General features: G+C 40.5%; 25 protein-coding genes and 1 pseudogene. 20 read left to right on the top strand and 6 right to left on the bottom strand.

From position 1 onward, the window contains the following. Positions 1-199: 199 nt before the first annotated feature. From ACWPWY_RS09790 to ACWPWY_RS09760, 7 genes and pseudogenes are all read left to right on the top strand, one after another. Positions 200-541 (top strand): ArsR/SmtB family transcription factor, encoded by a 342-nt coding sequence (locus ACWPWY_RS09790; RefSeq protein WP_454191522.1) that lies wholly within the window; start codon positions 200-202, stop codon positions 539-541. A gap of 103 nt (positions 542-644) precedes the next feature. Beyond that, positions 645-1,940 carry an arsenic transporter gene (locus ACWPWY_RS09785; RefSeq protein ID WP_454191521.1) on the top strand — a complete coding sequence of 432 codons (1,296 nt, stop codon included), beginning with the start codon at positions 645-647 and terminating at the stop codon, positions 1,938-1,940. 306 nt (positions 1,941-2,246) lie between these two features. Next, a pseudogene (locus tag ACWPWY_RS09780) lies at positions 2,247-3,278 on the top strand (NADH:flavin oxidoreductase/NADH oxidase). Positions 3,279-3,388: 110 nt separating this feature from the next. Continuing rightward, complete coding sequence (locus ACWPWY_RS09775; protein ID WP_454191520.1) at positions 3,389-3,838, top strand: MarR family winged helix-turn-helix transcriptional regulator; 450 nt, start codon at positions 3,389-3,391, stop codon at positions 3,836-3,838. A gap of 250 nt (positions 3,839-4,088) precedes the next feature. Further along, entirely contained in the window at positions 4,089-4,397 is a 309-nt protein-coding gene (locus ACWPWY_RS09770) for a PadR family transcriptional regulator (protein WP_454191519.1), read from the top strand. After that, the gene (locus tag ACWPWY_RS09765; protein WP_454191518.1) at positions 4,378-5,538 is read left to right on the top strand and encodes a DUF2812 domain-containing protein; all 1,161 of its coding nucleotides are present in this window, start codon (positions 4,378-4,380) and stop codon (positions 5,536-5,538) included. Before ACWPWY_RS09770 ends, ACWPWY_RS09765 begins: the two co-directional genes overlap by 20 nt. 87 nt (positions 5,539-5,625) lie before the next feature. Next, positions 5,626-6,048, top strand: a complete 423-nt coding sequence (locus ACWPWY_RS09760) for a hypothetical protein (protein WP_454191517.1) — start codon at positions 5,626-5,628, stop codon at positions 6,046-6,048. A gap of 93 nt (positions 6,049-6,141) precedes the next feature. On the opposite strand, the gene ACWPWY_RS09755 is transcribed toward ACWPWY_RS09760, so the two are convergent. The 3 genes from ACWPWY_RS09755 to ACWPWY_RS09745 form a co-directional block, all read right to left on the bottom strand. Beyond that, positions 6,142-6,543: a secondary thiamine-phosphate synthase enzyme YjbQ gene (locus ACWPWY_RS09755; RefSeq protein ID WP_454191516.1), complete on the bottom strand. Its 402-nt coding sequence runs from the start codon at positions 6,541-6,543 to the stop codon at positions 6,142-6,144. Positions 6,544-6,629: 86 nt separating this feature from the next. After that, positions 6,630-6,953, bottom strand: a complete 324-nt coding sequence (locus ACWPWY_RS09750; RefSeq protein WP_454191515.1) for an AzlD domain-containing protein — start codon at positions 6,951-6,953, stop codon at positions 6,630-6,632. After that, positions 6,950-7,675, bottom strand: a complete 726-nt coding sequence (locus ACWPWY_RS09745) for an AzlC family ABC transporter permease (protein ID WP_454191514.1) — start codon at positions 7,673-7,675, stop codon at positions 6,950-6,952. Before ACWPWY_RS09745 ends, ACWPWY_RS09750 begins: the two co-directional genes overlap by 4 nt. A 160-nt stretch (positions 7,676-7,835) precedes the next feature. Between ACWPWY_RS09745 and ACWPWY_RS09740 the strand changes: the two genes are divergently transcribed. From ACWPWY_RS09740 to ACWPWY_RS09720, 5 genes are all read left to right on the top strand, one after another. Next, complete coding sequence (locus tag ACWPWY_RS09740; RefSeq protein ID WP_454191513.1) at positions 7,836-8,426, top strand: MSMEG_1061 family FMN-dependent PPOX-type flavoprotein; 591 nt, start codon at positions 7,836-7,838, stop codon at positions 8,424-8,426. A gap of 239 nt (positions 8,427-8,665) precedes the next feature. Beyond that, positions 8,666-9,310, top strand: coding sequence for a hypothetical protein (locus ACWPWY_RS09735; protein ID WP_454191512.1), 645 nt, complete (start codon positions 8,666-8,668; stop codon positions 9,308-9,310). A 27-nt stretch (positions 9,311-9,337) separates the two neighbouring features. Continuing rightward, the gene (locus ACWPWY_RS09730; protein WP_454191511.1) at positions 9,338-9,871 is read left to right on the top strand and encodes a MauE/DoxX family redox-associated membrane protein; all 534 of its coding nucleotides are present in this window, start codon (positions 9,338-9,340) and stop codon (positions 9,869-9,871) included. Positions 9,872-9,884: 13 nt separating this feature from the next. Then, positions 9,885-10,424: a redoxin family protein gene (locus ACWPWY_RS09725; RefSeq protein WP_454191510.1), complete on the top strand. Its 540-nt coding sequence runs from the start codon at positions 9,885-9,887 to the stop codon at positions 10,422-10,424. A 17-nt stretch (positions 10,425-10,441) separates the two neighbouring features. Continuing rightward, entirely contained in the window at positions 10,442-10,909 is a 468-nt protein-coding gene (locus ACWPWY_RS09720; protein ID WP_454191509.1) for a hypothetical protein, read from the top strand. Positions 10,910-11,026: 117 nt separating this feature from the next. Here the strand turns inward: ACWPWY_RS09720 and ACWPWY_RS09715 are convergent. Both ACWPWY_RS09715 and ACWPWY_RS09710 read right to left on the bottom strand, forming a co-directional pair. Beyond that, positions 11,027-12,357, bottom strand: a protein-coding gene (locus ACWPWY_RS09715; protein WP_454190738.1) for an IS3 family transposase whose coding sequence is annotated in 2 segments (ribosomal slippage) — positions 11,027-11,979 and positions 11,979-12,357 — 1,332 coding nt in all. Because the reading frame shifts where the segments join, the coding sequence is not laid out codon by codon here. A gap of 170 nt (positions 12,358-12,527) precedes the next feature. After that, a complete protein-coding gene (locus ACWPWY_RS09710) occupies positions 12,528-13,412 on the bottom strand; it encodes a LysR family transcriptional regulator (RefSeq protein ID WP_454191508.1) in 885 nt (294 codons plus the stop codon). Positions 13,413-13,527: 115 nt separating this feature from the next. Between ACWPWY_RS09710 and zwf the strand changes: the two genes are divergently transcribed. The 5 genes from zwf (at position 13,528) to ybaK (ending at position 17,837) form a co-directional block, all read left to right on the top strand. After that, entirely contained in the window at positions 13,528-15,063 is a 1,536-nt protein-coding gene (zwf, locus tag ACWPWY_RS09705; RefSeq protein WP_454191507.1) for a glucose-6-phosphate dehydrogenase, read from the top strand. Between the two features lie 73 nt (positions 15,064-15,136). Next, a complete protein-coding gene (gene fsa, locus ACWPWY_RS09700) occupies positions 15,137-15,805 on the top strand; it encodes a fructose-6-phosphate aldolase (protein WP_454191506.1) in 669 nt (222 codons plus the stop codon). Between the two features lie 194 nt (positions 15,806-15,999). Continuing rightward, complete coding sequence (locus ACWPWY_RS09695) at positions 16,000-16,716, top strand: 3-ketoacyl-ACP reductase (protein ID WP_454191505.1); 717 nt, start codon at positions 16,000-16,002, stop codon at positions 16,714-16,716. A 117-nt stretch (positions 16,717-16,833) separates the two neighbouring features. Then, positions 16,834-17,202, top strand: a complete 369-nt coding sequence (locus ACWPWY_RS09690; RefSeq protein ID WP_454191504.1) for a hypothetical protein — start codon at positions 16,834-16,836, stop codon at positions 17,200-17,202. A 155-nt stretch (positions 17,203-17,357) separates the two neighbouring features. Next, positions 17,358-17,837, top strand: a complete 480-nt coding sequence (ybaK, locus tag ACWPWY_RS09685) for a Cys-tRNA(Pro) deacylase (protein ID WP_454191503.1) — start codon at positions 17,358-17,360, stop codon at positions 17,835-17,837. A gap of 143 nt (positions 17,838-17,980) precedes the next feature. Here ybaK and ACWPWY_RS09680 read toward each other — a convergent pair whose 3' ends face one another. Beyond that, the gene (locus ACWPWY_RS09680) at positions 17,981-18,838 is read right to left on the bottom strand and encodes an SDR family oxidoreductase (RefSeq protein WP_454191502.1); all 858 of its coding nucleotides are present in this window, start codon (positions 18,836-18,838) and stop codon (positions 17,981-17,983) included. A 190-nt stretch (positions 18,839-19,028) separates the two neighbouring features. On the opposite strand from ACWPWY_RS09680, the gene ACWPWY_RS09675 reads away from it, so the two are divergent. The 3 genes from ACWPWY_RS09675 to ACWPWY_RS09665 all read left to right on the top strand — a co-directional run bounded on the left by ACWPWY_RS09675 (position 19,029) and on the right by ACWPWY_RS09665 (position 21,376). Further along, positions 19,029-19,310, top strand: coding sequence for a hypothetical protein (locus ACWPWY_RS09675; protein WP_454191501.1), 282 nt, complete (start codon positions 19,029-19,031; stop codon positions 19,308-19,310). 128 nt (positions 19,311-19,438) lie between these two features. Next, a complete protein-coding gene (locus ACWPWY_RS09670) occupies positions 19,439-19,738 on the top strand; it encodes a hypothetical protein (protein WP_454191500.1) in 300 nt (99 codons plus the stop codon). A gap of 87 nt (positions 19,739-19,825) precedes the next feature. Further along, positions 19,826-21,376, top strand: coding sequence for a BCCT family transporter (locus ACWPWY_RS09665; protein ID WP_454191499.1), 1,551 nt, complete (start codon positions 19,826-19,828; stop codon positions 21,374-21,376). Positions 21,377-21,424: the final 48 nt, after the last annotated feature.

Raw genomic sequence — 21,424 nt, 5'->3', positions numbered from 1 at the left:
TAACATAAAGGCTGTCTTTCTTTTTTTCATACTTTATTCTGATTTTGGCTAACACGTTCACTTCTTTTACATATATTTTGAAATGTGTTATTCCATTCCTTACGTAGTTGTCATGTTAGAGAGGTTTGTATATGATTAATCATATTGCAAGTCTATCGTTTCGGATTCTCATTCTATGGGATAAGGAGGGTATGAAGATATGAATGTAGAGGAACTTAACTTAGCTGCTGATCGTCTAAAGTTGCTTGGTGATAAAACAAGATTATTGATGCTGTTACTGCTACAAGAACGGGAATGGTGTGTATGCGAATTCGTTGATATTTTTGAAATGTCTCAGCCAGCCATCAGTCAGCATCTGCGAAAGTTGAAATCTCTCGGCATTGTGAAAGAAGAAAGACGTGGTCAATGGATTTATTACTCTTTATGCATTGAGGATAAGCCTTATATTTCGGCAGTACTTGAACAACTTCCGAGTGGGAGTGCATTACTCCGTGAGAAAGGAATCAGTGAACAACAATCCAAATGTGGCCCAAAAGTATAATAAAATCTCTGTAATATATAAGTATATTCCTATATAATAATGATCTCACAGAGTTAATTTGTAGAAGTATATACAACATGAATTTGTAAGCGGGGGGCGTAAGGTGGACTCGGTATTTATACCTATTATTATTTTTATCGTAACGCTGGTTTTGGTAATATGGCAGCCTCGAAATCTATCGATTGGCTGGTCTGCCTGCGGGGGAGCTATTATTGCTTTGCTTGCAGGAGTGGTTGACTTTCATGATGTGTGGGATGTGACTCAGATCGTATGGAATGCGACACTGGCTTTTATAGCGATCATTCTAATTTCGTTAATACTCGACCGGATCGGTTTCTTTGAATGGGCTGCTTTACATATGGCAAGAGCCGCTAAGGGTCATGGTGTTCGCATGTTTATTTACATCAGTTTGCTTGGCGCGATGGTGGCAGCTTTTTTTGCCAACGATGGGGCTGCTCTTATTTTAACGCCAATCGTTCTTGCGATGGTTCGTGCTTTACATTTCGATGAGAAGAAGATCTTTCCGTTTATTATCGCGAGTGGATTTATTGCGGATACGACATCACTTCCGCTTGTCGTGAGTAACCTTGTTAACATTGTGTCTGCAGACTTTTTTGGAATAGGCTTTGCTGAATATGCAGGCCGAATGATCATTCCTAATCTTTTCTCATTAGCTGCAAGTATCGGTGTTCTCTATCTATTTTTCCGAAAAAGCATTCCAAAGCAATATGACTCTACCCATCTACGGAATCCTTCTGAAGCTATAGCAGATCTAAAATTGTTCCGAATCTCATGGATTGTTCTTGCTTTCCTCTTAATCGGCTATTTCACGAGCGAGTTTATCGGAATACCTGTCTCCTTTATAGCAATCCTTATTGCCATGATATTCTTAATTGCTGCAAGAAAAAGCGAAGTGGTTCCCGTGAAAGAAGTTGTTAAAGGTGCTCCTTGGAACATCGTGTTCTTCTCCATAGGAATGTATGTGGTTGTTTATGGGCTTAAAAATGCGGGATTAACCGATATCTTGGCACAAGTGATAGAGGTTATGGTGCAAGAAGGGCTCTTCGCAGCTACGATGGGTATGGGCTTTATTGCTGCTATCCTATCGTCTGTTATGAACAATCTGCCTACGATTATGATCAATGCACTAGCGATCGATGCAGCTGAAGTGACGGGAACTATAAAAGAGGCATTGATATATGCGAATGTCATTGGATCTGATCTCGGTCCGAAGATAACGCCGATTGGTTCTCTAGCGACCCTTTTATGGCTGCATGTTCTCTCTGCAAAAGGGATTCGGATCTCGTGGGGAACCTATTTCAAGACAGGAATACTCATCACGATTCCTACTTTATTTATTACACTGCTTGGTTTATATCTTTGGTTGTTAATTTATTGAATACTGCTACTTATTTAGCAGAATAGGACAAACGGCATTGGTTTAGAATGCTAAGAATTAGTGTAATGAGGGCTATAAAATGGTACCCTGTTTGAGGGACGTTTTATGGCTCTTTTTATCCAATCATGATTCATTTCGTAATGCATTCGTTTATTAACATAGGGGTTAGATTTGAAATTATTGACTTTGAAAAATGGATGTAGTAATATTCATGCATGTGCATACATCAATTAAATAATTTGAATGTAAGCTTTTTTTGGAACACAATGCTTCATACCTCAGATGTAAAAAAAGGAGAGAGTATATATGTTAGATCTATTTAGTTCGTATCAGATCAAAGGATTAGATCTTAAAAACCGAGTGGTTATGCCCCCGATGTGTCAATATTCAGTTACCAAAAAAGATGGAGTAGCAAACGACTGGCATCATACTCACTATGTTAGCCGTGCTATTGGCGGTACGGGTCTTATTATTGTTGAGATGACAGATGTAGAGCCGGATGGACGAATCAGTGATTATGACCTTGGACTATGGTCGGACGATCAGATTGCACCACTAGCTAAAATTGTGCAAGATGTTCATCATTACGGTTCAAAAATCGGAATTCAGATTGCTCATGCAGGACGTAAAGCGGAGGATGCGAATCCACCTGTCGCTCCTTCACCTATCGCTTTTGATGAGGGCTGAAAAACACCAAGAGAATTAACAACAGAAGAAGTAAAAGGAATGGTAGAGAAATTTCGTCATGCGGCACGCCGTGCTGTGCAGGCTGGTTTTGACACGATCGAACTACATGGAGCACATGGATATCTTATTCATCAGTTCCAATCACCAATCACGAACAAAAGAACGGATGAATACGGACAGGATCGTAATAAATTTGCGGTTGAAGTCATTCGTGCAGTGAAAGGTGAAATGCCGGAGAGTATGCCGCTGATCATGCGTATTTCAGGAACCGAATTCGTTGAAGGCGGCTATCGTATTGAAGATAGCATAGAATTCAGCAAAGCCTATAAAGAAGCTGGAGTAGATATGATTCATGTAAGTGCGGGCGGCGAAGGTCAGATTACAGCAGCCGGACGTCCGGGAACACACGTGGCTTATCAGGTTCCTTTAGCAAGAGCGATCAAACAAAATGTTGATATCCCTGTTATTGCTGTAGGTAGACTGGATGATGCTGCGCTTGCGAATGCGGTAATTGGTAACGAAGATGCTGATCTTGTTGCTGTTGGTCGTGCTATGCTTAAGAACCCATACTGGACTCTAAATGCGGCAGAGCAATTAAAAAAAGAAATACAACTTCCTGAACAATATAAAATGGGTTTCCGCTTGAAATAAGAAGAGAACGCATTGTAGCTCGTGTTCATTCTTAATGTTTGTTATACTACAGTTATTGATTGTTTTGTCGTTACATGGGTTCATTTATTATTCTGAAGGGAAATTACAATATGGAATCAAATCTTATGAATGACTTCATCTCGAACTGGCAGTCATTAACTCAAATGATAACGAATATCGAGAATACACTAGAACAACAGTTACAAGAAAAACACGATTTATCTCTGAATGAGTACTATATGCTTTTATTTCTATCGGAAGCACCTATGAAGAAGCTAAGATTGCAGCAGCTTGAATCCATGGTCGGGCTAAGCCAGTCGGCTATGTCGCGGCTCGTAGCTCGCTTTGAGAACAAAGGATGCGGGGCCCTTGCACGGCATGCTTGTGTAGAGGATCGCAGAAGTGTGTATACGGCGCTCACAGAGATCGGTCAAGATAAAGTAAATAAGGCTACACTTACGTTTCAAAAAACACTTGCAGACGCATTGCCAGATAAGGAAATGGAAGAGCTTATAGGTAAGCTACTCCAGTCCAAACGGAAGTTGAACGAAATATCTTAATAATAAAAAGGCTGCTGATTGATTACAATCAGCAGCCTTTTTTGTATATGTAAATAAGTTCACTACCTGTACTATTGTGAATCTATAAATGAGATGTAAAATATATACCTTATTTGCAATTCATACCCATCATATGTCACGTCGTGATACAATCACGGTACGACATAATCATTTCATTTTAGTGTATGGGTACAAGTAAAGGGAGGAGAGTAGTCTGGTTATCGAAAAAACACTGAAAAAGTATCTACCAATGTCAGAAACGGCTTTTTATATTCTGCTTTCCTTAGCAGAGCCAAGGCATGGATATGGAATTGTGAAGCATGTAGAACAAATATCGAATTCAAGAATTTGCTTAGGTTCGGGAACCGTATACGGAACGTTAACAAAAATGCAGAAAGATGGAATTATAATGGTGTTTGCCGATGAGGAAAGAAGAACGGTTTACGAAGTGACTGAATTAGGCAGGAAGTTAATCACGGCTGAGATCAGCAGACTTGAAGAGTTACACGATAATGCGCAGAAGTACAGGAGGTTTTTTGGTGAAAGCAAAAGTATATAGACCCTTTTGGAGCTATGATGTGCAGAAAACGGAGGAATGGCTTTCATCTATGTCGGAAAAAGGTCATGAATTAGCAGAAATAAATCGGTTAACACGACACTTTATATTTCAGCAAGGCGAACAGAGAAAAAGGTTATATAGGATAGGGTTCGATAAAACCCAAAAAAAGTCATTATCTAATTTTTTATTAGATAATGGATGGGCCATGGTTTTGCAGAGTGGAAACTGGTATGTAGCAGCAAACGATAAGCCTTTAACAGAAATTCAAAGCTACCCCGTACGTGAAAATATAATCAAACATAACAATAAATTAATGTATCTTTTTGGGAGCATTTTTATTTATTTAACCGTAATTGTTGTATTTAATCTGCTCATGAGCATGGTTATATTTTCTCAAGATCAGTCTACTTTTGTTGAAAGTCCTCTCTGGATCATCACTTTCTTCTCGGCAGGTACAGGAATCATACTATGGTTACTTTCACTTTACTCTGTTATCAAGATAAAGACGTCTAATAAGAAATTGCTTGGTGAAAGGAATCAATTACAAGAGAGCAGACAAGTAGAAGGAAGACCAAGTAGGAATGAAATAAAGCAGTTAAGACGTTTAGGACAAATCGTAGTAAAGCGAAAGTATGCTTGGACTTATGCACCGGATCAGCTTGAAAAGTGGCTGGAGACAATGGAGGAAAAGGGGTTCAATCTTTATTATGTGGGAAAAACAGGAGCCACTTTTTATTTTAAAAAGGGAACTCCGCGTAAGGTAAGTTATTGTGCAGATTATCAAAACTATGTAGACGAAGCTTACTATACTTTTCACAGAGATGCGGGTTGGAAGTCTCTTTATTGTACCCCATTCAATTTCCAGAAATGGACTTTATGGAGCCATGAGTATTCGGGTGAGGAGCCACCTCAAATCTACAGTGACAAGTCTCATCAATTAAAACATGCCAGACGGATCGCTGTTACCTACTCTTGTATGTTTATCCCTTTTGTAGTTATCCATCTTTTAAGAATAGGAAAATACCGTCAGTGGGCAGACATTCAAAATTATGATTCATCGTTTCTGATTCAAAGCTTGGTCGTTTTCGTGTTTGGATCTTTTACCATCCGAACATGGTTGTATTATAGACGACTTCGATAATTTTAGATAATTAGTAAAACCGTTTATTCCAAATGGCGGGGCCAAGCATATGATGATCTATCACTAGAAATAGGAGGTAGAGAACGTATGAGCAAATTTATAGACTCCAGAACATCTCAGAATGCCTCAACATCAAACTCAATAGCTATACCTATTCTTCTAACCAATGCCCCGCAGTTATTTGGCCAGATTGGACTGATCACAGCTGGTGTAGGACCAAATCCGCGTGTGGTATTCAGTGGGACGATCTCCGTACAGATTCCACTTGCTCTAGCAGGTATTACGATAAGAATTGTAAGAGGAACGGCGGCGACAGATCCCATCGTATATTCTGCAACTTCCACATTTGACCTCAGCTTATTAGCTGCACAGATTATAAACTTCACCGCAACAGACTTTAACCCGCCAGTCACTCCTCAATTGACCTATTCCGCTTATGTCATCACCAACCTACTTGGTACGATACGTGTAGGACCGGAGACATTTAATGGACAACTTTATTCGGATTAATGTTGTTTGTTCTGAGAGATTGAATAGGATCGATTCTATTAGAAAAAGAAAAAGGCAGTGAGTTAACCTCCTGCCTTTTTGTATTTTACAACGTTAATCTTTCATGATCTTAATATAACAATCCCGGGTGCGTGGTCCATCGAATTCACAAAAATAGATTCCTTGCCATCTTCCAAGCAGCAGTTCCCCATTTTGTATAATAACCGTCTGAGATGTTCCTGTCGTTATTGCTTTTAGATGGGAGGCAGTATTGCCTTCGGCGTGTCGATATTTTGGATGGTTCCAAGGATAGACTTCATCCAGTCTCATCAGGACATCATGTTTGACATCAGGATCGGCATTCTCATTAATGGTGATTCCTGCGGTTGTGTGCGGGGTATAGATCACGGCTAGGCCATCAGCAATTCCGCTTTTTCGTACATAAGATTGTACATCCCGTGTAATATCTCTCATTTCATCTCTTTTGGATGTATTCAGCTCTATTTTATGCAACATATACTTTCCCTCCTGAACGAAATGTTATTCCTATATTACACATAGTTTACGTAAATATAACTCTTCTTTTAATTATAGATTATGTATTACATCATAAAACGAAGTAAAGCCATGCAGGCAACACCAATAATGACGGTGAGAGAGAGGCTTTTTGTCCATATGGCAGTAATGACGGATGGAATCAGTGCAATTACTACAAGCCAGTCAAAACGAAGCAGACTGCCTGTATCTTGCAGCATACTTTCAGTAACCAGTGCGGTCAGAATACATACAGGGATATAAGAGAGCCATTTGAGAACGACCTCAGGCATCTGTACACTGCGAACGAAAATAAAAGGAATGATGCGTGGAAGCAAGGTAACGAGCATACATCCTATGATAAGCCAAATCATACTCATACTTGTCGTCATCGATCTGTCACCACCCCGATGGTTGCCACAACAATCGTCGATATCAATACGGCTACGTGTGATGGAAGCAGGGAAGAGAGAACAATCATAGAAATGATCATATATAAAACAAGGGACAAGCGGTGTGTAAGTTTATTTTTTGGAGTGGATTGTAACTGTAGTACTAATAAGGCGGCAAACATAGCTACTAAAGCAAAATCAAGTCCGAGTGCTTCAGGATGGGATATCCACTGACCCGACACGGCCCCTAGTGTACAAGTAGCTATCCAACATAGATACGCTGTAATATTTAAACCGTTCATCCAGCGATCATTCAGTTTACCCTGTCCGGCGATCCGGCTTGCGGCAACACCAAAGGTCTCATCCGTTAATAATGCTCCAAAACCTATGTTTTGCGGTAGCGAGTAACGGGTCAAATAAGGCGCGACGGTCAGACTGAGCAGAAAGTGTCTCAGATTAACAATGAAAGTGGTGAAAATGATGGCTGAAGCAGGCGTACTTGTAACAAGAAGAGCGCAGATAATGAACTGAGCTGATCCCGCATAGACGAGAATAGATAATAAAGCAACTTCAAGAATGCTTAGATTAGAGGAGATGCCCACGATTCCAAAAGCGAATCCAATACTCATATATCCTAGCAAAGTGGGGATACAGTCTTTGACACCCTGTACAAACGAATCCTCGCTAGCTGTTTGGGTTCGATGAAGCAGTGGTAAGCTCATGATGATTTCTTCCTTTCAAGTAATAAAGTGCTTTTTTAATATTCAGATTACTATAGTAAAGAGTTTCGTTAGTTGTCAATCAATAGAAGAGAAAGATATACTCTACTTAGTTAAAGTGATTTGTTTCAATTGACTATAGTAACAGGGAGGGGCATTTTAGATGACAAATGACTTGTGGATGAAAGATAGGATCAGCTCAAAAGAACAGCTTCGTATGAAGATTGAGGAACCTGGAGAATTTATAACCAAAAAAACAGTGGATGTCGTGGACGAACATATCGAAAAGTATTTGCAATTGTCTTCCTTGTTTTTTCTAGGTACTGCGAGTGCAAAAACGAAGTTGGATGTTTCTCCTCGGGGAGGAAAACCCGGATTTGTTAAAGTGCTTGATCACAAGCATATTACCTTTCCAGATCGTTCCGGAAATAAGAGAGCAGATTCTTTACTGAATATCATTGAAAATCCGCAAGTAGGCATGGTCTGTATCATTCCAGGTCTAAATGAAGTGCTTCGTATCAATGGAAAGGCCATCATCACTCAGAATGAAGATTTTATTCAAAGTCAGGAATGGGACGGAACGACGACAGGGCTTGCCGTTGTGGTCGAAGTTGAGGAATGTTTCATCCACTGTCCAAAAGCCTTTATCCAAGGCGCAGTATGGTCATCCGAAAGCTGGCCCCAAAAAGACGAATTGCCTAATACCCTTGACATGTATAAAGCGCATCTCCTGTTGAACGGAATCACGTTATAACCTGACCTCGTCTAGGAGATGGTCTATATTCTATGGCTGTCACAAGAGGAAAATAATCACTTACCTTTGTGAAAAGAACTTATAACAAATGTATGACCAAAATACCAAAAACAAAGCATACGAAGAGACTTTTGTTTCTTTTTTGCTTTGTTTTTTTGATTTAAGGCTAATTTCATTCCATAACTCATACGATGAATAAGGGAAGTATTTCACCACGTGAAATAAGGGGAGGTGCGAAGTTGTTGTCCTTCTTATTATTTGTTTTTGCTGTGGCGGCTGCGATTGCAAGTGTTGATACGACATGTGGACTAAATGTTCTCGGGAGTCTGGAGAGTACACAGGTCAGCAAAGTCAGATATGCGGGCGTCTATATTTTTTTCAGTATACTGGGCGGAGTGTTAACAGGACTACTCATCGGTGGAGCAAACCTTCTACTGAAAGGAATTCAACTAGACTTGTATTATAAGCCCGTTATTATCATCCTATTTCTTCTCTTTATTGGGCTTGAACTGTGGAACAAAACAGGGCTTCTGCCTTCCGGTAACTTTATCGTACCGTCTTCATGGATTAAAGATGCAGGATATCGTACAGCTGCGCTATGGGGAAATATTCTGGGGATGGGCTTTATTACTCTCCAAGCGGGCGTATTATTTCATTGTTATGTTCTGATCTCTTTGTTCTCAGATCCCTGGTGGCTAAGTATAGTGGCGGGTTTTTGTTTTGGAATCGTGCGAGGGACGTTGTTCAGCCTTCCTATTATTCGGTCGTTCGTCTATCAGATGCTGGAGAAAAGAGTATTCAGATACACAGCGCTGACTGCCATGAGGTTAGCAGCTTCCTACATGCTTCTTGTAGGTTCCATTATTCTTATCTTCATGAACTAGTTCAAGTTCAAAGGAGACCTGATGATCTTGTATGATCTTACAGCTATCTTCCTAACCTTTCCGATGTTCTTTTCCATTGTCAGTTATACATGGAGTAAAATCTTCCGTGATCCTCATCATTTCCCAGGTAATTCCCATATGCATCGATTGTTAATTGTAATGCAGTTAATCTCAGTCACTATCCTTTTAACAATATCATCCGTTGCTGGTTTACTTAGTTTGTCTATTCTCTATCTTATTCAAGGGATCGGTGTCATCTATTATTTACAGCGTAAGGGAAGGGTCGATTGCGGATGTTTTGGTTCACAAATGGCTTCCAAGCTAAGCTACCGGCTTGCCACGGGGAATGGGATTCTAGCGGTCATCTCTCTCTCCATGTTCCTGCATCGCTGGCTGCAGACTAGGGAATTACCTTTATCTTTATCGTTGGAAGGGCTCATAATAGAACTTTTGTGTATGATATTTGCTCTGGTTTGTGTGATCGGAGTGCCGGATGCCATCTATGCGATTCGTGCTTACCGCGCTATAGCCGCTACCTATTATAAAAAAATAACGAAGTAGAAGGTGTTTTCTCATGTCTACATTTTTCTGGATATCCTATGCGATTTTATGGCTGCTAGTTATTCCGCTAGTCATTCTCAATCTTATATTATTCAGACAACTTGGCATCATGATTATGGGGACAGCGCGAGGAGTGAATCAGTCAGGCATTCCTGTGGGCGAGAGGCTTCCGGCAGCTACAACCCCTCATCTAGATGGCAGGCAGTGGTCTACAGAGGAACTGAAAGGAAGACCTGCGCTGATGTTATTTGGATCGCCAACGTGCAGAGAATGTGCCGAAATTCTGCCTGATTTTCAGGCTATGACGAAGGAGCATCAGGTACAGCCTCTTCTTATGTTATTCTCAACGGCAGAACTTGCCGAGGATTACGCTCATCAAATGGAATATGAAGATGAGGTTGTTCTCGTAAGTTCAGAATTTGCTCATCAGCTGGATGTTCAAGTGACTCCTTATGCTTACGCAATTGATTCTCAGGGTGTCATTAGACATAAGGGACTCGTCAACAATCGGGAACAACTGGAGAGTTATATTAAAATGGCGAAGGTTTCCTAGTTCTAAGGGGGAATTGGATGTGGCGTAAACCGATAAATAAAGACGAGCAGACACAAGATTCTATCAGCCGCATCACTCGAAAATGGACGCGCAAAACGTGGCTGAACCGGATGTCTGAACAGATTGCTTTACTGCTTGCCAAGATATTGATTAATCCAAGAGACGATGTGGCTAAAGTCTCTTTTTTAGCAGGAGCCTGCGTACCACCGCATGGACAATTTTGCACGGGATGTGGAGTAGACGGATCTTGCCCTTCTACCTATGTTACTTGCACGACGAACAATTCATTAAATGGGTGTAAAGGTTTATGTCCTCATCCATCAGGCTGGTGGTATACGAGTGATCCGGTAGGGGTAAGAGCGAAATGTATGGATTGTGTGAGTCAGTACGTTCAGCCTAACAGCGGTAATTCATGGTGTTATAAAGGCGCTCAAATCACAGGGCAATATGTCATTTGCGGTTGTAAGTCTACGATTTTATATTAATTCATGCAATTAATTACTTTGTAGTAATGAACATGATAAAAAAGAGAGCATTCGTAACCTGACAGATGAACTGAACCCTATTAAGTAGACAGTTTTAAAAAAAGGATGTGCCGCTGTTTAAGCGGCAATGAGATGACTTCGGTATGCTGCCGGAGTCATCTTTTTTAATGTCCATTGCTTTCTTGTATTATTATAGTGGTCCATGTAATCATCAACCATTCGTCTTAGTTCTACTATACTGGTTGCTTGTTTATAAGATATTTCGTCTTTCATGTGCCCAAAGAAAGACTCCATCGGTGCGTTATCTAGGCAGTTTCCTCTTCGCGACATAGATTGCAGAAGTCCCATCCTCTTTACACGAAACTGGTACTCTGGATGGGTGTAATGAAAACCTTGATCCGAGTGAATCATGGCTTCTGGATGTAGTCGATTCCCGATAAAGTCTTCTAATTTGCTTAACGTTCGATAGACAATTTCCATCCGTAAACTCGTTGAAAGTTCATAAGCGACAATTTCCCGTGTCGCCACATCTTTCACACATGACAAATAAGCCGTTTTACCACCCTGAATTTGCAAGTAAGTAATGTCGGTTACGAATGTTTTCCCAGGTTCCTCTTGGTTGAACTGACGTTTTAAGTGGTTTGGTACCTGGCAGTGAGCTTCTGTAGCTTTGGTTAGCGTACGATAAGGATTTGCTCTTCGTACTTTGGCAAAGAAGTGAAACTTACGCATTAAACGTAAGATTTTTTTATGATTCATGGGCCGACCGGCTTTTTCAGTCACTTCCATATACAAACCACGATAACCAATTTTCCCGTTGGCTTGATCATAAATTTCTTTTAGTAAGAGATAATCTTGATAATCTGATTCTTCACTGAGGGCTCGTTTTTCTCCGTTTTGAAGCCACTTGTAATAGCCACTAGGACTTACTCTAGCCACTTCACATAAGTAACGGACCATGTTTTTCAATTGATACTGCCGAATCGTTTCATTGATGACTTGGTATTTCTCTCGAGCTGTTAACGACGATTCTTTTTCGCCTGCCTTTCTAACTCGTCTAGCTTTTTTAGTAAAGACAACTCCGCCTCTAGCAATCGAATACGCGCTTCTGCTTGGGCTAATTTCCTTTCTGCAGAGGCATTTTCTTTCTTAGGACGTCCTTTACTGCCTTTTCCTCGACGTTCTTCAAAAAAACCATCTTCTCCATAGGTTTGAAAGGTTCTACGCCAACGATCTAAGGCACTTCGTGCTTTACTTAGGCCAATCACCTTCAAATCAAATCCAGCTTCTGTGAAAATTTCTGCTGGTCCTTTGCCAACTTGGTTTTGTTTAACCGCTAGTAGTTTAAAGTCAGGGGTATATTGAATCGTCCGATCTGTCACGATTCTAACATTTGGATTGGCCTCTAATTGTCTTTGTTGGTGTTCATTAAAGATAATCTTACTCATGATAATTACTCCGTTCTAAAAATTGTAATGTTAGTATAACGGGACTTTTCTAGAAAGAAAATAGAAAAACCCCGAATGGAGTCACTTTTTTTAAAGTGTCTACCATTCGGGGTTCAGTTCAAGATCAGGCGATGAATGTTCTTTTTTTTAATGCCATTTATTTAATAGGATTAATTTACGAGTTCAATAAATTTGCTTGCTGCCGTGGACAGCGGCATATTACGCATAATCATGAGGCCCACTTGTGAAGGGGGCATTTGGATATCGAGTTGTATTTCGAATAAAGAGCCTTCTTCTAGTTCCTTCGAAATGAATTCTTTCGTTACATAAGAGATTCCAAGACCTTTTCGTGCAAGTTCAATCAACAAATCTACACTGCCCACCTCAATTTCAGGTTTAATTTGATGTCCGTAGCTTTGAAAAAGCTCTGTGATAGCCATCCGTACCCGGCTGTTGCGCGAAAATAAGATAATCGGGTACTCAAGCAGGTGTTCGAGTGATAATACGCGATCCTTAAGTTCAGCATAATGAGCTCCCGCTACAAAGCAGTCCTGCAGCTGAATCCCACCCATTACCTCAATTTGAGGATCGACGATCGGCATACGAACGACACCTAGATCAATCTTACCTTCCTTCAGGAAAGCAATCGTTTCTGGAGTTGTCCCGTGATTAAGATGGAGCTTAATACCGGGATATTTCTGATGGTAGCTCTCAAGATAAGGGAGCATGTAATGTTTGAACAAGGAATCGCTTCCGCCGATCCGCAGCTCACCGCTGTCCAATTTTTTAAGTGCAGCCATTTTTTCTTCTGCGAGCGAAATCAAAATATGAGACTGTTCTATATAGGAATAAAGAGTTGCCCCTTCTTGTGTTAAAGAAACCCCTTTGGAATTTCGATAAAACAAGGTGACCCCAAGGCTTTCTTCCAGCTGTTTGATCGCATGACTCACACTTGGCTGAGTAATAAACAGCACTTTGGCTGCACTCGACAGGCTTCCGGTTTTCGCTGCCCAATAAAATACTTTGTATAATTCGTGATTGATCATAGACGTCATCTATAGCTCCTGTGAAATATATTAATTACCTGTATAGGTGTAATTCGTATTATAGTGGATTAAAGGTTGAGATACCAGATTTAACTAACTGGCAACAACTGAGAGGAGAAAAATAATGGAAGCCATAACATTTGTATTGTTTGGAGCTACAGGGGATTTAGCCAAAAGAAAAATCTACCCTGCTTTATATAATTTATTTATTGATCATAAATTACCCGATTCGTTTTCTGTATTCGGTCTTGGAAGAAGAGAACTTTCCGATTCCGATTTTCAGGCCAATGTTGAGAAATCTCTACGGATGTTCTCCCGGCGCGAAGTGATAGATCAAGATCATCTTCAAAAATTCTTGCATGCCTTCCGCTATCGTGTTCTGGATGTTGGTCATAAAGAAGATTACAAAACATTGCTGCAAGAAATTGAACAACAGGAGCAAGAAATTCAAACGAAGTCGAATCGGATGTTTTATTTGTCTGTAGGACCTCAATTTTTCGGGACGATTGCGGCTAATATTCAGGAAAGTGGACTCGGAAGAACAAGTGGATGGAAGCGTCTAGTGATCGAGAAACCATTTGGTCATGATTTACAGTCCGCACGGGAGTTAAATGAAAGTCTGTCCATTGCTTTTAAAGAAGAAGAAATTTTCCGGATCGATCACTATCTTGGGAAACCGATGGTTCAGAAACTGGAAGTACTGCAAAATAACAATCCAGTCTTTAAAGCTTTATGGGATAATCGCTATATTGCCAATATTCAAATTACGTCCAATGAGACCGTAGGTGTGGAAGAACGGGCTGGTTATTATGATCAAGTAGGAGCAGTAAGGGATATGTTCCAGAATCATATGCTGCAATTGCTCATGATGCTGACGACTCACTCTCCGAATAATACAACGAATGACGATGTTCGGAAGAAAAAGAAAATCGTCATGAATTCTTTGGAACAGCTGCATAAAGAGGATGTCCACTCTTATGTTGTCCGTGGGCAATATGGGGCAGGAGTGATTGATGGGAATCCAGTCGTAGGTTATACTTCGGAACCCAATATCCCTGAAAACTCCAGTAATGATACATTTATCGCAGCGAAGCTCAAAATTGATGATTACTTCTGGCGCGGAGTTCCTTTTTATATCCGTACGGGTAAAAGAATGAAAGAGAAATCAACACGTATTGTGATCGAGTTCAAAGAGCCGCTGAAAAAATCAGGCAACGCAAATGAAGAGAATAAAAAGCCAAATCTGCTTGTATTTGAAATCAGTCCAGATGAAAGAATTTCGCTACATCTGAATACAAGAGATCCTCTGAATAAAGAGAAGATCAAACCGATGTATATTGATTTTCACGAGAGTCAAGCAAATTTACCGGAAGCTTATGAGAATTTAATCGGTGATGCGTTAAATGGAGACTCTACGTTCTTTGCACACTGGGAAGAAGTGGAGTTGTCATGGCAATGGGTTCAGCCGATTTTAGAAGCATACAATGAGAACCTTGTACCTCTGCATATATATGCTGCGGGAACTAACGGACCTTCTGCTTCAGATGAACTGCTTGAGCAGGATGGATACCACTGGTGGTTCGATCAAGAAGAGGGACACAGAACTGAAGTAATAGAAGAAGATCTTAGTCTAGCAACAAAAAGCCCTGTGCTTCAATAGAAGGAACGTATACAACACGTTTACGATAAATTTGAAGCCTACAAATCATACCCAATAAACGGAGGTAATATCGATGAAATTCTTTATTGACACAGCTAATCTGGAAGACATCAAAAAGGCTTACAAAATTGGAGTGTTGTCTGGAGTTACGACAAATCCCTCTCTGGTTGCTAAAGAAGGCGTGAAATTTGAAGATCGTATCGAGGAGATTTTACGTGAAGTACCAGAAGTTGAATCTGTATCGGCAGAAGTAACACCTGATGCAGAGACAGCGGAAGAGATGATTGCACAGGCTAATGAACTTATTAAAATCAATAATAATGATAAAAATATTACGATTAAACTTCCGATGACACTTGCTGGTTTAGAAGCATGCCGTTATCTGACTAAAAAAGGTGTAAAAACCAATGTAACCTTGATTTTCACAGTTAATCAGGCACTATTAGCTGCACGTGCGGGTGCAACCTATGTATCCCCATTCCTTGGTCGTTTGGATGATATTTCAGAAGATGGCGTACTGCTTGTAGCTAAAATTGCGGAATTGTTCCAAATTCATAATTTGGATGCCCAAATTATTGCAGCATCCGTTCGTCATCCGGACCACGTAACCCGAGTAGCTATGGCTGGTGCTCATATTGCTACCATTCCTTTCTCTGTCATTGAACAACTATCCAAACATCCATTAACGGATCAAGGAATGGAGAAATTTGCTGCAGATTGGAAAAAAACAGTTCAAGTATAAACGAATATAAGAATATGATTTGGCGGTAGCTCTCAAGCGGGGGCTACCGTTTTTATATACTTCACAGTTATACCAGACTTATCCAAACATCTGACTGTATAATTAATGACATACCTGTCACGTTAAGTTTGGAAAACCAAAGGATAAAAAAGTATAATACGATTGTGACAGTTTATTTAAAAGGAGTGGAGACTATGCAAAACCTTACAGGGAAAGTCGCCCTAATTACGGGTGCAGGACGAGGCATTGGACGAGCAACCGCTATTGAGTTTGCAAAAGAAGGCATTCACGTAGGCCTCATTGCACGGAATAAAAGTCACTTGGACAAAGTGGCAGAAGAACTACAACCTTACGGTGTCAAAGTATCGATTGCCACAGCGGATGTATCCGATCTTGAGTCTATTACAAAAGCGGTAGAACATGTCAGTAAAGAACTCGGACCTATTGATATCCTGATTAACAATGCGGGTATTTCGAAGTTCGGTAATTTCATGGAACTTGATCCGAAGGATTGGGAACAGATTATTCAAGTTAACTTGATGGGCGTTTACTATACAACCAGAGCTGTTCTACCGCAAATGATTGAGCGTAAAACAGGTGATATTATTAATATTTCTTCTACAGCAGGTCAAAAAGGTGCACCTGTTACAAGTGCGTACAGTGCCTCGAAAGCAGGAGTTCTGGCATTAACGGAATCTTTGATGCTAGAAGTAAGAAAACACAATATCCGTGTAACTGCGCTTACGCCAAGCACCGTTGCTACAGATATGGCAGTAGATCTGAACTTAACGGATGGCAATCCAGATAAAGTAATGCAGCCTGAAGATTTAGCTGAATACATGGTTTCTCAGTTGAAACTGAATTCCAGAATCTTTATTAAATCGGCAGGTATGTGGTCCACGAATCCTTAAATCACGAGATTTTGTTTTTTTTGATGTGTCGAGTGTCCTTCTTTCTATAGGCAAACACCCTTTATGAGTCAGCTGCATACATTGTGAGCAGGATGATTTATGAAGGAGGAATAGAAAGTGGCATATCGCGGACATCAATTAATGTATCAATGTGAGCATCAGCTCGCAGATCACTTGAAAAAACATAAAGAGCATGCAAAACACGCTTGCAAGCAATTGGTTAATCACAAGGTGAAAGTACTTACCATAGATGGAGAATCAATTGAGGGTATTGTAGTGAACGTAGATGAACATTATGTGTTTTTGCAAGTCGAAGATCAGCGTGGATTTTATCCAGGCGGATACGGACCGGGTGGGGGTGGTCACGGTCATGGCCATGGCCATGGCCCAGGACCTGGTTGGGGTCCTCCAGGCCATGGACCCAATCCCAATGTTATTCTCCCATTAGCTTTATTCAACCTACTGACAATCAGCTTATTATGGTGATGGATGAGGAGAGCCGCAGATCTGCGGCTCTTTTTTATATGGTTCACTTCCATAAGTTTTCACGATTTGCTTAGTTAACTACACTTTTCATACATATAAGCGATGATTAGAATAGAATTATTGTCATTAACAAATCAAGAAAGGAAGGCTATGAAATGAAGCAAGAAAAGACAAATGCGATGCGAATGCTGGGTAAACAGAAGGTTTCCTATGACATACTTACTTATTCCGTAGATGATGGAGACATTGATGGTCTATCTGTGGCGCGCAAAGTAGGAAAGTCTCCAGAACTTGTCTATAAAACCTTAGTGGCGCATGGCAGTAACACGAAAGGATATTATGTATTTGTAATTCCTGTGCAGTGTGAATTAGATCTGAAAAAAGCAGCGAAATCTGCAAAGGAAAAGAAAATTGAACTTATTGCTGTCAAAGACCTATTAGAAGTGACGGGCTATATTCGAGGGGGATGTTCTCCGATTGGAATGAAGAAACGTTATCCTGTATTTATAGATGAGCAAGCGAAAGATATCGATAAAATCATCATTAGTGCAGGAAAAGTAGGATGCCAAATGGAAATAACGACAAGTCAGCTTGTAGAAGTAACTGGTGCGGCATTATGTGAATTATGTAAATAACAATCTAGTAAGAATCCTTACTGACAAGTATTCGAAGTAGTATCCATTCTTGTCCCTTTCTCTTCTATAACTTTACTCAGATTAGAGCATATTGTTCTACATCAAAAAGATGCCTTTCTCGTTTTCAGAGAAGGCATCTTTTGTTATCCTTTTCGAGTTGTTTTAGAGAGAGCATTCCATTCCTCTTCGGTGAGTTCTACTAACCCGTTAAACTGTCCTGCCCCCTGAAGCCACTCTCCGCCGTCAATAGTAACGACTTCTCCGTTTATGTAACCTGCGTAATCAGAAATGAGAAACGCAGCAAGCACACCGAGTTCTTCTTTGTTCCCGGCACGTTTGAAAGGTACTCTATCGATTAATTTCTGTTCGAGCCCGGGAGTCGGCGTTAATCTGGACCCAGCTCCCTCGGTTGGAAATGGACCCGGCGCAATAGCAACTTGGCGAATACCGTAAGGAGCCCATTCGACTGCAAGTGAACGTGTAAGCGCAAGTACCCCCGCTTTGGCTGCAGCAGAAGGAACAACATACCCCGACCCGCTGCCGCTAGATGCATAAGTAGTTACGATATTCAGCATGGTTCCGGTTTCTTTACGCTCAATCCATCTTTTCCCAACTTCCAGTGTCATGTAAAAGGTACCGTGTAACACAATATTCAAAATCGCATCTACGGCCCGTGGAGATAACTTCTCTGTAGGACTAATAAAGTTCCCGGCAGCATTATTAACAAGGATATCAATCTGACCGAAATGAGCAGTAACCGCTTCCACAAAAGACGCTACTTGTGCTGCATCTCGTACATCACAGCTTTGGTAGAATACTTCAACTCCTTTAGCTGTAAAATCTCGAGCGGACTGTTCAAGCACTTCAAATCTCCTCCCGCACCAAGCGAGCTTTGCCCCTAGGTCAGCAAACATTTCGCTCATGGCAAGTCCGAGACCGGTTCCACCGCCGGTAACAATGATGACTTTATCTTTTAACAGATCAGGTGAGAATGGGTTCATTACATGTCACTCCTTTTGGGGTTGATCTAGCCTTGTACAAGGGTGAGGTATATGGGTTACATTCTAGTCACAGACTATCATGTAAAGTGGGTTTCGTCAGCAGGTAGCGGTTCATTTGATGAAGGATGGGGTACCGTACTAAGAGGATAGATGGTACGATAAAGTATATTCAAAGAAAGGAACATCGAGAATGAGCAACCCCATTGCGATTCAGGCTTATTACAAAATGGAGCGAAAGATCCATTCCTTGGACATGGAGATCATAGAACATCAGCGACTCCTAAAGTTATACCCGGATAAAATCGTATCAGCATATCGTGAGTTTCCCATCGAAAAAGTATTTGATTTATCTTACCGCTCCATGGGCAGTGGTCATGGGATGTTATATATACATACGCAGCAAGGTGTGTATCCTTACACACTGAGAGAGAATCCAAAATCTTTTATATTAGCGGTAAAACAATTCATCTAGAAGATGGGCGAAGGATCACTGTCTGGTCGTTTTCTATTTAACATTTCTCATTAGAATATTCAAACTTTTTCTGTTTTTTCGTGTTTCTATAGTAATATAGTAAATTCAGTGAAAAAGGCGGCGATTCCATGTCAGATATCTTAAATTCAGAGGCCGACCATTTGAAAGAAGAAGCATCGGCGGATGAGTTATTAGAAAAAAGTAAACAGGAATATATGGATATGTGGGCACACATCTCCGGGTTAAGCCCAGCAGACAGCAAGAAAATTGTGAATGGAATTCAGCAACAAGTTTTTCTGACAACCGAAAAAAAGGAATTTATACAATATATGAAATCCCCAACTCCCTATGTTGCCATGGTGATCGGCGGTCTATTGCCTATTTTAGGTATCATTCTTTTCTTATGGTATTCTTTACTGTTGGAATAATACGCTCATTTCCTGATTAAGATTTATCATTTTGGTGTAAATAACTATTCTAAATAGAGTTTTTACTAAAATGGTAGAGGTGAGTCTGTGATTGGCAAATTATTCAAAAATAAAGTATTTTCCATTTCTGCAATAGTTGCTGCTATTATTGCTTTGATGGGCGCAATTATGCCTGAGGCTTTCGGAAATACTGCAAATTATTTATTTGATTTTTCTAAAGAAAATTTTGGTTGGTTTTATTTGTTGTCACTAGTCGTAATCATTGTATTTCTTATGTGGCTCGCGGCTAGTAAGTATGGTGCAATTCGTCTTGGAGGAGAAATAAGCAAACCAGAGTACTCGTTTTTTACGTGGTTAGGTATGTTATTCTCCGCTGGATTTGGCGTTGGACTTGTATTCTGGGGAGTAGCCGAGCCGATGAGTCACTTCTTTAACACGCCGTTTGCGGGTGTGGAAGCGGGAACAACGGAAGCGGCACGCGTAGCGATGGGATATTCCTTCTTTCATTGGGGAATTAGTCAGTGGGCTGTATTTGCATTAGTAGGTCTTGCTATTGCTTTCCTTCAATTTCGTAAAAATAGGGATGGTCTTATATCCACCGCTTTAGAACCAGTAACAGGGAAGAAGACAACCGTTAAAAATGGGATTGATATCTTAGCTGTTATTGCAACCGTGATGGGGGTTGCCACTTCCATCGGGCTTGGTGTTCTTCAAATGAGTGGAGGAGTCGAACAGGTTTCTGGTATAGGAAACAACACCATGATTCAACTGTTGATGTTATTTCTTATTTTCGTATGCTATATGATCTCGGCGATGACAGGACTTGATAAAGGGATCCGTATATTGAGTAATTTTAACCTCACTTTGGCGATAGCATTTTTGGTGTTTGTATTTACAATGGGTCCAACCGTCTTTATACTCGAGTCATTTACATTAGCAATCGGGGATTACATAACGAGTTTTGTTCAGTATAGTTTGCGGCTTCAACCTTATTCAGAAGGAACTTGGGTAGGAGAATGGACTATTTTTTACTGGGCATGGGCAATTGCTTCATCACCTTACGTTGGTGCTTTTATAGCAAGAGTATCAAAAGGAAGAACAATCAGGGAATTTATTGTGGGTGTCACGATTATTCCGACGTTGATTTCTTGTTTATGGATTGCCGCATTTGGAGGTACCGCGCTATGGTTTGATCTTCATGAAAATACAGGAATAGCTGCAGCTGTAAATGAAGATGTCTCAGTAGCTTTGTTCCAAATGTTTGATCAACTGCCGTTCGCCGGAATTATGTCCGTATTAGCGATCCTGCTCATTTTTACGTTCTTAGTAACGTCTGCAGACTCTGCAACTTATATTCTCGCAAGTATGACCAGCGGTGGCAGTTTGAATCCATCAAGTATTGGTAAACTTGTGTGGGGTACTTTAATGGCTTCTATTGCGGGAGTACTAATATACTCAGGGGGGCTTGAAGCTTTGCAGACCGCTTCCTTAATCGCTGCTTTACCATTTACGGTATTATTGTTACTGCTTCTTGTCGCGATGACAAAACTGATTAGAAAAGAGACACTTCCCGTCAAAAAAGCGGATCTCAGACGATATCAGAAGATAAAAGAAGAGGCTAATAAAACACGGGTATAAGTGGAATAAAATATAGTAAATAAGAGGAACCCCGAATTATATTCGGGG

It is taken from the genome of Paenibacillus sp. Marseille-Q7038 (assembly GCF_965111595.1).
Note: the sequence above shows the minus strand (reverse complement) of the source record. Positions and strands in the feature narration are given on the sequence as shown.

Coding starts and splice junctions, on each gene's coding strand:
- ACWPWY_RS09710 (WP_454191508.1), bottom strand. CDS start 13,412: ATGACGTCTATGATCAATCACGAATTATACAAAGTATTTTATTGGGCA.
- ACWPWY_RS09720 (WP_454191509.1), top strand. CDS start 10,442: ATGTGGCGTAAACCGATAAATAAAGACGAGCAGACACAAGATTCTATC.
- ACWPWY_RS09675 (WP_454191501.1), top strand. CDS start 19,029: ATGAGCAACCCCATTGCGATTCAGGCTTATTACAAAATGGAGCGAAAG.
- ACWPWY_RS09745 (WP_454191514.1), bottom strand. CDS start 7,675: ATGAGCTTACCACTGCTTCATCGAACCCAAACAGCTAGCGAGGATTCG.
- ACWPWY_RS09775 (WP_454191520.1), top strand. CDS start 3,389: ATGGAATCAAATCTTATGAATGACTTCATCTCGAACTGGCAGTCATTA.
- ACWPWY_RS09755 (WP_454191516.1), bottom strand. CDS start 6,543: ATGTTGCATAAAATAGAGCTGAATACATCCAAAAGAGATGAAATGAGA.
- fsa (WP_454191506.1), top strand. CDS start 15,137: ATGAAATTCTTTATTGACACAGCTAATCTGGAAGACATCAAAAAGGCT.
- ACWPWY_RS09760 (WP_454191517.1), top strand. CDS start 5,626: ATGAGCAAATTTATAGACTCCAGAACATCTCAGAATGCCTCAACATCA.
- ybaK (WP_454191503.1), top strand. CDS start 17,358: ATGAAGCAAGAAAAGACAAATGCGATGCGAATGCTGGGTAAACAGAAG.
- ACWPWY_RS09750 (WP_454191515.1), bottom strand. CDS start 6,953: ATGACGACAAGTATGAGTATGATTTGGCTTATCATAGGATGTATGCTC.
- ACWPWY_RS09695 (WP_454191505.1), top strand. CDS start 16,000: ATGCAAAACCTTACAGGGAAAGTCGCCCTAATTACGGGTGCAGGACGA.
- ACWPWY_RS09670 (WP_454191500.1), top strand. CDS start 19,439: ATGTCAGATATCTTAAATTCAGAGGCCGACCATTTGAAAGAAGAAGCA.
- ACWPWY_RS09790 (WP_454191522.1), top strand. CDS start 200: ATGAATGTAGAGGAACTTAACTTAGCTGCTGATCGTCTAAAGTTGCTT.
- ACWPWY_RS09725 (WP_454191510.1), top strand. CDS start 9,885: ATGTCTACATTTTTCTGGATATCCTATGCGATTTTATGGCTGCTAGTT.
- ACWPWY_RS09740 (WP_454191513.1), top strand. CDS start 7,836: ATGACAAATGACTTGTGGATGAAAGATAGGATCAGCTCAAAAGAACAG.
- ACWPWY_RS09770 (WP_454191519.1), top strand. CDS start 4,089: ATGTCAGAAACGGCTTTTTATATTCTGCTTTCCTTAGCAGAGCCAAGG.
- ACWPWY_RS09680 (WP_454191502.1), bottom strand. CDS start 18,838: ATGAACCCATTCTCACCTGATCTGTTAAAAGATAAAGTCATCATTGTT.
- zwf (WP_454191507.1), top strand. CDS start 13,528: ATGGAAGCCATAACATTTGTATTGTTTGGAGCTACAGGGGATTTAGCC.